General features: G+C 42.0%; 10 protein-coding genes. 6 read left to right on the top strand and 4 right to left on the bottom strand.

The features are described 5' to 3' along the window. Positions 1-171: 171 nt before the first annotated feature. Both CKO50_RS09655 and CKO50_RS09660 read right to left on the bottom strand, forming a co-directional pair. A complete protein-coding gene (locus tag CKO50_RS09655) occupies positions 172-2,445 on the bottom strand; it encodes a TonB-dependent siderophore receptor (RefSeq protein ID WP_095727982.1) in 2,274 nt (757 codons plus the stop codon). 198 nt (positions 2,446-2,643) lie between these two features. Beyond that, positions 2,644-3,018: a rhodanese-like domain-containing protein gene (locus CKO50_RS09660; RefSeq protein ID WP_095727983.1), complete on the bottom strand. Its 375-nt coding sequence runs from the start codon at positions 3,016-3,018 to the stop codon at positions 2,644-2,646. Between the two features lie 358 nt (positions 3,019-3,376). On the opposite strand from CKO50_RS09660, the gene CKO50_RS09670 reads away from it, so the two are divergent. Beyond that, a complete protein-coding gene (locus CKO50_RS09670) occupies positions 3,377-3,895 on the top strand; it encodes a hypothetical protein (protein ID WP_095727984.1) in 519 nt (172 codons plus the stop codon). 463 nt (positions 3,896-4,358) lie between these two features. Continuing rightward, a complete protein-coding gene (locus CKO50_RS09675) occupies positions 4,359-5,987 on the top strand; it encodes a methyl-accepting chemotaxis protein (RefSeq protein ID WP_095727985.1) in 1,629 nt (542 codons plus the stop codon). Positions 5,988-6,107: 120 nt separating this feature from the next. Here the strand turns inward: CKO50_RS09675 and CKO50_RS09680 are convergent, their stop codons facing one another. Continuing rightward, positions 6,108-7,535 (bottom strand): serine hydrolase domain-containing protein, encoded by a 1,428-nt coding sequence (locus CKO50_RS09680; protein ID WP_095727986.1) that lies wholly within the window; start codon positions 7,533-7,535, stop codon positions 6,108-6,110. Positions 7,536-7,673: 138 nt separating this feature from the next. On the opposite strand from CKO50_RS09680, the gene CKO50_RS09685 reads away from it, so the two are divergent. Beyond that, on the top strand, positions 7,674-9,191 hold the full coding sequence (locus CKO50_RS09685) for a winged helix-turn-helix domain-containing protein (RefSeq protein ID WP_095727987.1): 1,518 nt from the start codon (positions 7,674-7,676) through the stop codon (positions 9,189-9,191). Positions 9,192-9,368: 177 nt separating this feature from the next. Here CKO50_RS09685 and CKO50_RS09690 read toward each other — a convergent pair whose 3' ends face one another. Next, the gene (locus CKO50_RS09690) at positions 9,369-9,911 is read right to left on the bottom strand and encodes a hypothetical protein (RefSeq protein WP_095727988.1); all 543 of its coding nucleotides are present in this window, start codon (positions 9,909-9,911) and stop codon (positions 9,369-9,371) included. Between the two features lie 215 nt (positions 9,912-10,126). On the opposite strand from CKO50_RS09690, the gene CKO50_RS09700 reads away from it, so the two are divergent. The 3 genes from CKO50_RS09700 (at position 10,127) to phaC (ending at position 13,154) form a co-directional block, all read left to right on the top strand. Further along, positions 10,127-10,876 carry an SDR family oxidoreductase gene (locus CKO50_RS09700; protein WP_095727990.1) on the top strand — a complete coding sequence of 250 codons (750 nt, stop codon included), beginning with the start codon at positions 10,127-10,129 and terminating at the stop codon, positions 10,874-10,876. 101 nt (positions 10,877-10,977) lie between these two features. Continuing rightward, entirely contained in the window at positions 10,978-11,325 is a 348-nt protein-coding gene (locus CKO50_RS09705; RefSeq protein ID WP_095727991.1) for a phasin family protein, read from the top strand. A 62-nt stretch (positions 11,326-11,387) separates the two neighbouring features. After that, a complete protein-coding gene (phaC, locus tag CKO50_RS09710) occupies positions 11,388-13,154 on the top strand; it encodes a class I poly(R)-hydroxyalkanoic acid synthase (protein ID WP_095727992.1) in 1,767 nt (588 codons plus the stop codon). Positions 13,155-13,426: the final 272 nt, after the last annotated feature.

Consider the following 13,426-nt stretch of genomic DNA (forward strand, 5'->3'; position numbering starts at 1 on the left):
CCATATACAAATCATATATGCTTTATATAATAACGAAGTTGCGGAACAATGCAAAATCTAATGCCAATTTGCTTATTATTTTGAAGCAAAAAATTTGAGGCAAAAAAATGCACCGCATCGGCGGTGCACTCCGTATTTTAAGCTTAAGTCACCCAAGCTTAGGTTGACTGATTAAAAGCTATAACGCATCCCTAATTGCCAATTGAACGGTTCGCCGTGCATTACATAACCGTCCCAAGATGAAATACTGTTGTAGTAACTTTCATCCAGTAGATTGTTGAAGTTAAGCGACACACTAAGTTGTTCACTCACTTCATATCTTGCCATTAAATTAAGTAACGCACCGGAAGATTGTGTGATCTTGTACGCCTCACTACCACCGCCCGGCAATGGCCTTTGTGGTATTGCATAAAAGCTACCTTGCCAATTAATTCCAAGCCCAGCAGTAAAGCCGTCAACAAACTCGCTAAAGTCATAAGTGGTATACAGGTTGATCAGCTCTTTGGGCTGATCCGTTAATAGCTCTTTGCCGTCTTTTGATTCAGTTTTGTGTTTTGACAGCCCTAAGCTGATATTCCAGTGCTCATTGATAGAACCCGTAAATTCAACTTCAAAGCCTTCTGTCGTATCGCCTTCACCGCGCTGAATATACGGCCTATTACCCTGCGGAGTTAGATAGCTGTCTGGGTAGTTTGGATCAACAATCGCAAGCCCATTTTCAACATTACGATACACCGCCGCCGTAAAGTTCAAGGTGTCATCAAGTAACTCACCTTTTACCCCTAGCTCATAGCTTTCGCCGGTGCTTGGGTCGAGCATTTTATCGTTGATATCAAAGTAGGCTTGCGGCTGAAATGCCTCTGTGTAGCTTGCGTAAACACTATATTGTTCATTAATATCAACCACGACCCCAGCATATGGCGTGACTTCTGTATCCACCTTTTCATGATAGCGGTTACGAAGAAACTTACCGTTATTAGGATCATAAAGGTCAATATCGTACTCCCAATTGGTGATCCTAGCACCAACAATAAGTTTAACATCATCATGCGGGTTAACACGCACGGCCACAAATCCACCATTAGAGTCTGTTACCGTCAAACTATCACGACCTAAATCTTTAAACGGATAACGCGGCACGTCACCAGTCCAATCGTGAAAATTTAATCCTTCTAATGAAATAGTGGTTTGGTCAGCTTCATTACCAAATGACGTACGCTCTCGCTTGAATTGGTTGTAGCTGAAAATAACATCGTGCGTACGACCAAATAGCTCTACCGGGCCTTGTAGTGACAAGTCTATTGTCTTTTGCTCATCTTCTGAGCTACTTATGACAGCACTATAACCGAATCCATTATCGCTGCTGCCATCTGGGTTGATAGGCCCATCAGGATAGACGAAAAAGAGCTGTCCACCTTGCATTTCAATGGTATTGTAAGTCGCGATTGCATGGAGTTGCCAATCGTTTTCAAACGCGTGATCAAGGCCAACAAAGTAGGTGTACTCTTCGATTGGCCAGCTACTCCATTTTGCCGTCATCCCAGTGTCACCACGGCGTCCCTGATAGCGACTACCATCAGCGTAAAAGTAAGGTTGAGAGTGGCTATTTATCGCCCCTTTTGAAGCAGTATCAGCATATTCCACACCGAGTCGCAATAAGGTGTAATCGGTCAGATCAGCTTCAACGGTAGAATATATGGACGTCTTCTCCTGGCTATACCGCTCAATGTAAGAATCTCTTTCATAATGTGCAGCAACAAAGCGGCCACGAATACTGCCCTCTTGGTTTAACCCACTCGCCACATCCACCTCTGCGCGGTAATTATCCCAACTACCAGCCGAAACCGCCACGCTGCCCTTAAACTCATCGCTTGTTGCACGTTTTCTTACTAAGTTTACGGTCGCGGTTGGATCACCAACGCCAGTTAATAAACCATTTGCACCACGTACAATCTCTACGCGCTCATAAGCAACTGCATCCCCGTTTACATTCGGTCTTCGGCCACCAGGAAACTGTTGAACACCGTCAATTTGGATTAAATTGACATCACCACCACGTACAGAAAAACGTGTCCTATCAAGACTCGCTCCGCGCTTTGCATAAAAACCAGTTGCATGTTCCAAGATCTCATCAATGTTAACCGTTTGCCAATCTTGCATCATTTGATTTGTAATAACGGTCACCGCTTGAGGCGTTTCACGCTGTGATAAAATCATTTTTAATGCTGCTTTGTTCGAAGACTCGGTGTAATTTTTTACACTCGTGCCAGTCACATAAATATGCTCAAGCTCTTGAGCCCTGCCATCACCCGCGGCATCAGCAGCTAGTGTATCATCGGCGACTTCAGCGGCATGTGCATTGCCGTGTAGTGAGAACAACACAAAAGTGGCGCAAAGAGAGAGTTTTAAAGAATTGTTTAGTGTACGTGGAGATGAAGAGCGCATCGTTTTTCCCTAAATTAACTTCATTTTGAAAACGATAGTGATTATCATTTATATTAACCATTCTTTCAAGTCCCTTTTTTAGTTATATGAAGTTATTTTAAGTGCTATTCAAACGTGCCAGCGACCAAGTCCTATTTAACTTTGCCGTTTACCTTTTGTTTTTACTCTCTACTATTAACTCAAGAAAGTAGGGAGCCCCTACTTTTTCACCACAGGTAAAGACTCTGCCAGCCACTTATTCATATCACCTTCTAGGTGTTTTAAGGTGTAGCCTTTTGGCACCAGTGCCTCAATAAAGATGTCTGCCCTACGCCCTGAGCGACAGTACACAACGAGTGTCGTATCAGTCAGCTTAGCTAACTCTTGCTGATGCGTCTCAATCTCGTTAAAAGGAATGTTTATTGCCCCTTTGATATGTCCTGCTGCAAACTCTTCAGGGCTTCGTACGTCCACTATGGTATAAGCGTCTGTAGACATCTGATTTACCGTCAGCGCTTGCTGAGTGATTGTTTCCGATTGTGCATGACAAACACTGCTAACAAACCACATAAAGCCAATAATCAGTTTTCTCATTTTTTAGCCTCTTTTTTGTATAATCCATTAAATACCATTTGCCACTTGTCGGCCTCTTGCTTACTCTGCCAAACCTAATGTACCATCAGGATTCGCAGTTCATATTATCTTATCCGTCACCTTAATACCTGCTGCATTTATTCTACCCCTTGTAATACCATTTTCCCCTCATGAAACTTCGTCTTCACTTTTAGCTAAGCTATTGTAGCTAAAAACAAATACTAATAACCAACCATACCTTCATTTCACAGATTCTTTATATTCGCACCTTGTTAGCTTAGCGGGAATTAATTAAACAACTAAAGAAATTAGAAAATACTCCGATACAGTGAAAAGTAGAGATAACAAGGATAACGTTATGGAGATTCAAATAAAACCACATCACTTTGCCGGCGCACTAAACGCAAACAACAAAACATCAACCGCCACAAGCCACTCGACTGAAGAAAAGGAAGAAAAACCAGAAAATGAACCCATATTGACTGAGTTTATGGACAAAAAGGCAAAAAAATACAAAGACAACAACCCAAATTTTAAACAGCAATATGAAGCGCTAGAAGAATCAGAAGCCCTATTAAAGGATCAGGTAGAGCATTTACAGCAGCTTATTTCCCAATTGATGAAAGCGCCTTTGCAACGAACAATGAAAATATCCGATGAGAGTAATACCGATACTCCTTCACAACACGACAATACACTCAGATACGAACATACTGGTGCCAAACAATATCGCGATAAAGAGACTGAAAAACAAATCGAGGTCTTAACCCGTCAACTTGATGAGCTTAAAGCACAATATGCAAATGTAAAACAACAGATGCTCCAGATGGTGCGAGACGAAATGACTAGGCAACGCGATAAAAGATACGAAACCTAATATCTGTTGCTCATCACTATTTAACTTTTGTTCATTTGAGTATGGCTTTAGTCGCAGCTGACGATTTTTTTTACTGAATTGTTCTGCTCTTTGAGTACTATGCCAATTTTCACAATTAAAATTAACGCTGAATTTTTATTCACTTAAATTCAGCAACCATTTCATCCACTAAAAAATAAGTGATAACAAAATCATACAGTTAAACAAAAAAAATACAATCAGCTCAGTGTGACATACCCGAACTTAAGTGCATTTTAACAAAATAAAACCATTAAAAAAGAATAAAAAACCACGTTGATTTTTCACTCAAAAATACCAAAAGCTAAAACAAAAAATTTAATCAACAAATAATACAAACTGCAAACATTGGCAAAAAACATTTAATTATTAATATCTCCTGCTTTTCAAATACAATACCGCCCCTTTAAATATCAATCATCCATGAATTCATTGAGCTTCAATAATGCAGTTAAAAAAACTATCTATTTCTAACCAAATAACGTTAAGTTTCACCTTACTCTTTGTCATTTTCATTTGCGTAGGTCTGATGAGCTACCAAGGAATGAAAGAAGTAAACGCTAATCTGAACTACATAGTCAGAACCAGCATTCCATCGATGGAAACTATCAAAGACATTAAAATTGACTTAGCAACAATACGTAAAGATGAGTTTAGTACTGCGTTAAACCCTGAAGACTCAGAGGTACATAACTGGCTCGCTATTTTAAGAGATCTGAAGAGGTCATTGAATGACAAGATAGCATTTTATCAATCATTGCCAGTCAGCAAAGAAGAAAAGGCACTGTTCAATGCGTTTATTACCGCTTGGCAGCGATACGTCAATGCGACTTATCATTACGAAAGCCTTATCCTAAGTGGCAACGCAAAAGAAGCAAATCGTATTATTTTGGATAGCTATCCAGTGTTTGCCAACGCCATGTCTGAGCTTAGTGAACTAGAAGCATTAAATGATAGCAGTGTTGAAAATTCTGAGCGCTCGGCTATATCAGCAGTTAATAGCACCTTATTTACTTTAGCGATTTCTGGATTACTCGTTGCAGTAACCATAGTCATTATCTGCATACTTTTGAGTAAAGCGATTAAGACACCGCTTGCTTTATCCGTGGATCTTGCGAGTAAGATAGCCCGTGGCGAGCTAAATCACGCGATTGCCGTTGAAGATACGGGTAAAAACGAGCTCGGTTTATTGACCCAATCTTTAGAAAAAATGCGTTCACAGTTACACGCCTTAATCACCATGATCAATGACTCTGCCATTCAATTGACTGCAGCGGTAGAAGAAGTTAATGCCATTTCTTACCAAAATGCCCAAGGTATGAATGTACAACAAAATGAACTGCAATCCGTCGCATCTGCGATGACACAAATGCAAGCAGCGATTAGTGAAGTAGCTAAAAGTACAGAAATGGGCGCTGAGTCAGCAAATCAGGCGAGTGAAAAAGCCAGAGAAGGCAGCGACGCACTTAAATCAAATATTAATCATATTTCAGACGTTGCACAAACAGTCACATCTGCAGGTGAACTTGCCAACAACCTCGAGAAAAACTCACACAATATTAATGTGGTGGTTGACGTAATCAGAGAAATTGCGGAGCAAACGAATCTATTAGCATTAAATGCTGCTATTGAAGCTGCTCGTGCTGGTGCGCAAGGACGTGGTTTTGCTGTTGTTGCGGATGAAGTTCGCTCACTGGCCCAGCGCACTCAAGATTCAACCACGCAAATTGTCGAAATTGTCAATGACCTACAAACCAAGTCGAAGGAAACCGGCGTGGCAACCAAGAGCTGTGAGCAAGGTATTGCACTTTGCGTTGAGCAATCAGAAGTCGCTGGCAATATGATCCATCAAATTGAATCTCAAATTGATAGCATCGCAGCCATGAGTACACAGATCGCGTCAGCTTGTCATCAGCAATCTGTGGTTTCAGAGGAGCTGAACAAAAATATCGAGACTATCAATTACTCGGCTGTTGAAATGACCGAAGGCGCCAACCAAACCGCGACGGCGTGTAATGAAATGAGTAAACTTGCCCACGACTTAAAGTCGCAAGTCGACAAGTTTACGCTCTAAGGTAACCCTACGAAATTAATAGCGCTTAAGCTAAGGTCACCGCTAGGCGCTATATAATTGAAGCACTCTATCATCAGAAAGCTATGCTCGGACAGACATAGCAAAAGTTGATTGCAGCGCTCACTTTAGGACGGATTCTACAAATCTCTTAGCCGCCTCATGGTTACTATCTAATTGCAATAGCTGCAGGTAAGTAACACGTGCATTGGTTTTATCTCCTTTAATGAGATACGCCTCAGCGAGACTGTCATAGGTATTCGCGCTTTTTGGGTGTGCCGCAACATTCAATTTGAAAAATTCAATTGCGGCGTCGTAATAACCGACTTCCAATAATTGATACCCAAAGCGGTTTAGTTGGCGCTCACTTAACCCCTTCCCCGCACGAGCTTGGTGCTGATAACTTTTAATCGCAACTTCAACACCGTCAGATAAAATCGTTGCAAAAAGCAGCCGATATGGACTTAACTTGGGCGATGCTGTAGCTTTACCTGCAAGGATTTCAAGTATGCCATCAACCATCTGTGTCAATGGTGCCCCGCCTGTATTATCCAGTAAAATAATAACCGTTTTGTCCTCCAATACTCTTGCAATCTTAGCCCCAAACCCTGGGATTCCACCGGCATGGTGAACCAGCGTTTTAATTTGACCGTCATCTCCTTTGTTGGTGATTTCCCAGCCAAATCCGTAATTTCTGTGTTTGGAAGGGGTAAATAACAATCTCTTGATTTCAGGCGTTAATAGTTTATCTGTGTATAATGCACGCTCCCACTTATACATATCTTGCACCGTTGAATACATTGCGCCCGCGGAAAAAGGCACTGTCATGTCAATAAAGTCGGCATGTTTGAACCCCTTTAACGTGGTATCGTAACCATTCGCTAGGCCTTTAATTACCTGCTTATGATCGGCAAATCCCGTTTCTTTCATATCTAACGGTGCTAATATTTGCTTTTCAAGTAGTTGCCAGTAGCTGTTTCCACTCACAAGCTCAAGGATACGTCCAAGTATAGTGTAACCGGCATTGCTGTAACGAAACGCAGAGCCCGGCTCAAACAACAAGTCTCCTGAGCAGAAATGGTCGATAAACTCATCGCGGTTATAAGGGTTGTGACTTTGCACCTGACGAAATTCAGGGTGTTTAAACACATCAGGTAGGCCTGACGTGTGATTAAGTAACTGCCTTATGGTAATTTGGTTTCCCGTATCCTTTCGGTATGTGGGTAAATAGCTGGAAATGTTGGCATCAAGCTCAATCTTTCCTTTCTCAACCTGTTGTAATACCAAAAGTGCCGTAAACTGCTTGGTCACTGATGCTAGCTTAAATTTAGTGTTGGGTTGATTTGCTATTTGCCACTCTACATTGGCAAATCCATAACCTTGCTGCAGTAACACCTCAGATCCTCGAGCAACCAAAGCGGCACCATCAAACTCTTTAATTTGGTGATACTGCGCGATATAGTCATCTAGTTGTTTTTGCAGTTGAGTCGTCGCCTGAGCGGGCATAGAAAACAGGCATAAAAATAACAGTAAATGGGGTAATGCTTTCATGTAAATCCTTGTTTATTGTTATGACGAGTCTTACTCTACGTATCTAATGTTGGCTTGCCAGTGTGCTTTGGTGACATTGCGTGACAGAATAAATAAAAGCTTTTAAATCAAAAAAATAGAAAATACAGGATTTATGACTTGCAGTATCAGTTGAATCAAAAATGGGACTTTGATGTATCTTCTCGCACCATCAGTCATCGCGATGTATCTCATGTACTGACACCGCTTGCGCATAGATTGTTGCTGAACCTGATTGAGCATGCACCTCACCTTGTGAGCCACCAGCAATTAGAACAACAAGTTTGGCTTGGTCGAGTCGTGACTCATGATGCGATTAAAAAACAAATAGCACGGCTACGAAAGCTCCTTGAAGATGATGCCAATAAACCAGAATATATCGTGTCTGAACGCAGCTTCGGATACCGCTTTAGTGCAACCGTTAATAAGATAAATCATAAACCGCAAGCGCCAGCAGTAAAGCGATTTACGACTCTAGCCAGCGGAAGTATCGGCCTAGCTTTGGCGTGTATTATCGGTATATATCACTCCCCTTTTACGTCACCATTTTCTTCAACAAGCTATGACGCAACATTGAGCATCGCCCAGCAGCACTTTACCCGACAAACTTTAGAAGATAATTTACGGGCGATAGCGCTGTATCAGCAAAGCATCACAACATCACAAGATGTAGATGAGAGTTATAAGGGCTTGAGTCGAGCATTATTGAACGACTATAACTTATTTAATCAGGTTGCAGACGCGCTGACGAGAAGCCGGATCAATACAGAAAAAGCGCTGGACTTAACACCTGATAGTCCATCGGCAAATCTGCTTTTGGCTCAAGTCCATACTCTTCAAGGGCATTACCATCAAGCACAACAACTTCTAAATGGCACCATAGCAAATACACCTAATTGGCCTTTGTTAAAGTCACATCTGGCCGAAACCTACCTCTTGCAAGGCAATACCATTGATGCATACCCACTAGCACGCCAAGCTTATGAGGCTTCTCCCAGCGAGCCCAAGGTGGTTGCTAGCTACCTCCACTGCCTGCGCAAAATGCATATGGCCAACTGGTTTAACAAGGTACTTATCAACGCCAGCCCTGAAGTAAAGGGATCTCCTTGGATACAACTAGAACACGTCCAGTTTTTGCAGCAACAAACGCAGCATAAAAAAGCCATCCAACACCTTAACCTATTAGCCAAAGCCGCGCCAAATACTCAGACGTTAAACTGGTTCGCAGCCCTTTCTTATCTAAGTAACAATCATCATGATAAAGCGGCCAATGTTTTAGCGCTGACTGTTGAAAAGCACGGTAGATATGCATTATTCAGTCAATTATACTTGTCACTCCTCACTGCTAAGCATCAATCAATAAGTAAATATACCAATGATATTGCCAACCAGATAAAGACCGGCAACCAAGACCCTGAATTGGTCTTTAGCCTCGGCCTCATCAGCCTTTACCATCAGCAAAATGACAAGGCTCAGAACTATTTCAAACAGGCTATTGACCAGGGATTTAGTGACGAGTTTAGGTTTAAAGCATTGCCCTTCAACATCACGGCAGCTCAAGCTCACTTTTTAGATAACATTGTTGAGCAGCTTGCTCTGACTAACTTAAAGAAAAGAATAAAGCGCACACCGAAGTAATCACTGTGCGCTGTATGCCAATAAGTTAATTGGCAGGTCTTAGCGTTTCGATTACCTGAGCATCAACCCAAAAAATATCAGCATCTCTTGAAGGTGTGGTACGGTTAAAAAACAGATATTTACCATCGGGCGTTACACTCGCTGACGCCTCTTGTGCACTTGAATTGTTATTGATTTCTACAGTTTTCCTTTACGTTTAAGCTCTTCTAACCGCTCTCGCTCCGCCAAAATCATCTTTAGCATCTTGATACGCATTTCTGCCTCTTGACCCTTAAACTCTGACAGCTGCTTCTCAAGCTCTTTTACTTCATCGATCGTCGTATTATCGCGGTACTTTTTGCTTCCTACATGTTCTACAATGGTTTTTTCTTCATCGGGAGCGGTATCCTGTTGATGGTTTATTTTCATAAAACGCTGCCCTCGATCTTGCATCAGTTTATTAATTCGCGCCTGAAGTGTTTGAATTTGCGCTTGAATGAGATCCATTGCTTTTTCTAAATCTTCGTAACCTTTTTTGAATACCGCATTGTCTTCTTTATACTCGGCAGCTTCTTTATCGAGCTCCTTGGAAAGCATAATAGGTACATCTTGTTGCTCTTCCGTGTCGCTTTTCAATTGCACATTTTCTTGATGAGCTTCAGCTTGAGTCGAATCTTTTGACTTTGGCACAGTTGTTTTTATAGGTGGTGTTACATAGCTGGGGTGTATTCTCATATCCATCTTTTCGCTCCTTGGGATAGATACTGTTTGCTATATATCTGAAAAACTGGAAAAAACTTAATTAAATTTATGCTGTGTGTTCCTAATTTCGTTTCCGCTGTCTTCAAACTGACATCAACTCGCGACCAATTTGTCATAAATACCAGCAAAAATACTCGATAAGCTAACTCGGCTAGGAAGTATGTTGGTATAGCCTCTTTTTTCGCGGGAGCGTTATGGAAAACAAACAAATTGCGGTGGTAACCGGTGCCTTTGGTGGGATTGGTTCTGCTATTACGAAAACACTCATTGAAAAAGATTTTTTTGTTGTCGCGATAGCAAGCGAAAGGCGTAATGAAGCCGACTTTGACCTCTGGCTTAACACGCTACAAATAAACCCAGCGGCAGTAAAACCTTTATTCTTGGATGTGACTAATGCTGAGCAATGCCACACCGCAATGACTCAAGTCCTACAAGAGTTTGATAATATCGATCTACTCGTAAACAACGCCGGGATCACACGCGACTCAGCGTTTAAAAAAATGACCCACGCGCAATGGAGCGAGGTGATCAACACCAATTTAAATTCTCTCTTTAATATGACCAACCCAGTCTTTGCGGCAATGTGCGCAAATAAGCAAGGCCGTATCGTTAATATCTCCAGCGTTAATGGCCTAAAAGGTCAATTTGGGCAGGCTAATTATTCCGCCGCAAAAGCAGGCATGATTGGTTTTACCAAAGCGCTGGCCTATGAAGGTGCAAGAAGCGGTGTCACCGTCAATGCAGTAGCACCAGGCTACACAGAAACGCCTATGGTAAGCGCCATGCGTGAAGACGTATTAAATAGCATAAAAGCACAAGTACCGATGCAACGTTTAGCCACGCCTGACGAAGTTGCAGCTGCGGTTGCTTACTTAGCATCAAAAGAAGCCGGTTACATTACTGGCGAAACCCTGTCGCTCAATGGCGGCCTATATATGCAATAACCTAAATACCACCGAGGGAGCGAGCTGTACCTGATGTTAGGTGGTGCTAACTGATCACTATCATCCATTGTGTTAATTTAATCGATAACAAGGAAAAGACCATGTACAGCGATTTATTCAAAACATTCAACGAACAAACTGAGCAATTCTTTGCACCAGCGGTACAGTTTAACCAAATCGTAGCAAAAAACATCGAAGCACTATCTAAAATTCAGCTGCACTCGGCTGAGCAGATCACTAAAACATCCATTGAGCAGCTAAAGCAAGCGACTGAAATCAAAGATGCAAAATCTATGATGGATTTTAACGCAAGTCAGGTGAACGCGTTAAACGCTCTAAGCCAACAGATGATCCAAGATGGTCAAAAGCTTTCTCAATTAGGTCAAGAATTTAAAGACAGTTTAGAATCTCTTGGCAAAGAAACCCTAAAAACCGCGAAAGCGCAATAACCTGCAATTTTGGGCGACTTAAGTCGCCTTACCCGTTCAAACAACACAAAGGATCTACCTGTATGGGCACTCAAGCAAATATTGAGCAAGGGTTAACTGCGTGGTGGCAATATAACCAAGAATTATGGCAGCTCGCAGCGACAAATTTTGGTAAAGAGAATCCATTACAAAATGCATTAAATGAGCAAAACCAAGCCGACTTACAAAGCTGGCTCAGTGCACTCAATCAGCAACCGGAAACCTTTATTAAACAGCAAAATGCGTGGTGGCAAACGCAGTTTGCAATTTTTCAAAACAGTTTTATGCCACAAACTACCGATGATAAAGAAGACATTATTAGCCCAGAGCGTGGAGACAAACGCTTTGTAGATCCTGATTGGCAAGAAAATCCTTGGTTTAACTACCTTAAACAAAGCTATCTTTGGTTTGGACAATCACTACAAAACACCATTGAAAATACTCCAGGCCTCGACCCAAAACTTAAAGAGCGATTAGCGTTTTTTGCAAGACAGTCCGTTAATTCAGTATCACCGAGCAACTTTGTTTCAACCAACCCTGAATTACTTAAGCTGACGTTAGAAAGTAACGGGCAGAATCTATTCGATGGCCTGACGCGCTTAAAAAAAGATTTAGCCAAAAGTACTGAAATGCTCCGAGTCAGCATGACCAATGAAAATGCGTATACACTTGGAGAAGACCTAGCTTGTACACCGGGTAGAGTGGTATTCCAAAACCACTTGTTTGAATTGATCCAATATCATCCGACTACGGAGCAAGTACACAGGACTCCCCTGCTTATCGTGCCGCCATTTGTTAATAAATACTATATTTTGGACTTGAGAGCAGATAACTCGATGGTTAAATGGGCACTTGAACAAGGGTATACCGTGTTAATGATGTCATGGAAAAACCCAGATCCAAGCATGGCAAATATTGCGTTTGACGACTACGTCGTAGACGGTGTGTTATGTGCTTTAGAGCAAACTGAAAAGCAAACAGGCGAAACGCAAATCCATACTGTGGGTTATTGTATCGGCGGTACTCTACTCACTACCTGTATGGCCTATATTGCTGCTAAGCGCATCAAACAAAGAGTAAAAAGTGCAACCTTGCTGACCACAATTTTAGATTTCTCACAGCCAGGAGAGCTTGGCGCTTTTATCAATGAGCCCACCATTAGTGCGCTAGAACAGTACAATAATCAAAATGGCATGATGTCGGGAAACCTGCTCGGTACTTCTTTTAGTATGCTGAGAGAAAATAGCTTGTATTGGAACTACTTCGTCAATAATTACCTCAAAGGCAAAGCGCCCGCCGACTTGGATTTACTCTACTGGAATAGTGATAGCACGAACCTAACAGCGGCCTGTCACAACTTTATTTTACGGGACTTATATCTCAATAATCAGCTTATTGAAGATAAGTCTGTCAGTATTCGTGGCACTAAAATTGACCTCAGTAAAGTAAAACAACCTGTCTACTTTCTCTCTACCCGTGACGATCATATTGCGCTGTGGCAAGGCACTTTTGAGGGCACCAAAAGACTCAGCAGCCCGCTCACTTTTGTGCTTGGGGAGTCAGGTCATATTGCCGGAGTGGTCAACCCGCCAAGTGCAAACAAATATGGTTATTGGTTTGATGGACAAGACCACGAAAACCCCGCTGAGTGGCTTGCCTCAGCAAAGCATGAAAGCGGGTCATGGTGGTCGCATTGGGCACAGTGGTTACATCAAATAAACCCAGAGCAAGTTCCAGCCCGTGCCGCGCAAAGTGATGAACAACCGGGGATTTACGATGCTCCCGGAGAATACGTCAAACAGAGTATTTAACCTGAGCTGCGGATAATTAATGCCTTTCTAGCAGCCAGTTTTAGCGCTAACTGCGTTGAATTCACTTCCAATAGCCAGCTATTGGTGCGTAAATTCGCCTTGCCTACAGGATGTAGGTACCTTAGCGAGAGCAGGACGCGGAAGCGGTGTTTTCCCTAAAACTCTCTGGCTAGACAAGGAAAAAACCAAGTTATTCTTTAGAAGCAATGAGTTGGAACATTCCTAATCCAAACCTCAGGTTATTTAAGAAACTTACAATCAAATCAATTAGA

The organism is Pseudoalteromonas sp. HM-SA03 (genome assembly GCF_002289345.1).
Taxonomy (GTDB): domain Bacteria; phylum Pseudomonadota; class Gammaproteobacteria; order Enterobacterales; family Alteromonadaceae; genus Pseudoalteromonas.

Coding starts and splice junctions, on each gene's coding strand:
- CKO50_RS09655 (WP_095727982.1), bottom strand. CDS start 2,445: ATGCGCTCTTCATCTCCACGTACACTAAACAATTCTTTAAAACTCTCT.
- CKO50_RS09660 (WP_095727983.1), bottom strand. CDS start 3,018: ATGAGAAAACTGATTATTGGCTTTATGTGGTTTGTTAGCAGTGTTTGT.
- CKO50_RS09670 (WP_095727984.1), top strand. CDS start 3,377: ATGGAGATTCAAATAAAACCACATCACTTTGCCGGCGCACTAAACGCA.
- CKO50_RS09675 (WP_095727985.1), top strand. CDS start 4,359: ATGCAGTTAAAAAAACTATCTATTTCTAACCAAATAACGTTAAGTTTC.
- CKO50_RS09680 (WP_095727986.1), bottom strand. CDS start 7,535: ATGAAAGCATTACCCCATTTACTGTTATTTTTATGCCTGTTTTCTATG.
- CKO50_RS09690 (WP_095727988.1), bottom strand. CDS start 9,911: ATGGATATGAGAATACACCCCAGCTATGTAACACCACCTATAAAAACA.
- CKO50_RS09700 (WP_095727990.1), top strand. CDS start 10,127: ATGGAAAACAAACAAATTGCGGTGGTAACCGGTGCCTTTGGTGGGATT.
- CKO50_RS09705 (WP_095727991.1), top strand. CDS start 10,978: ATGTACAGCGATTTATTCAAAACATTCAACGAACAAACTGAGCAATTC.
- phaC (WP_095727992.1), top strand. CDS start 11,388: ATGGGCACTCAAGCAAATATTGAGCAAGGGTTAACTGCGTGGTGGCAA.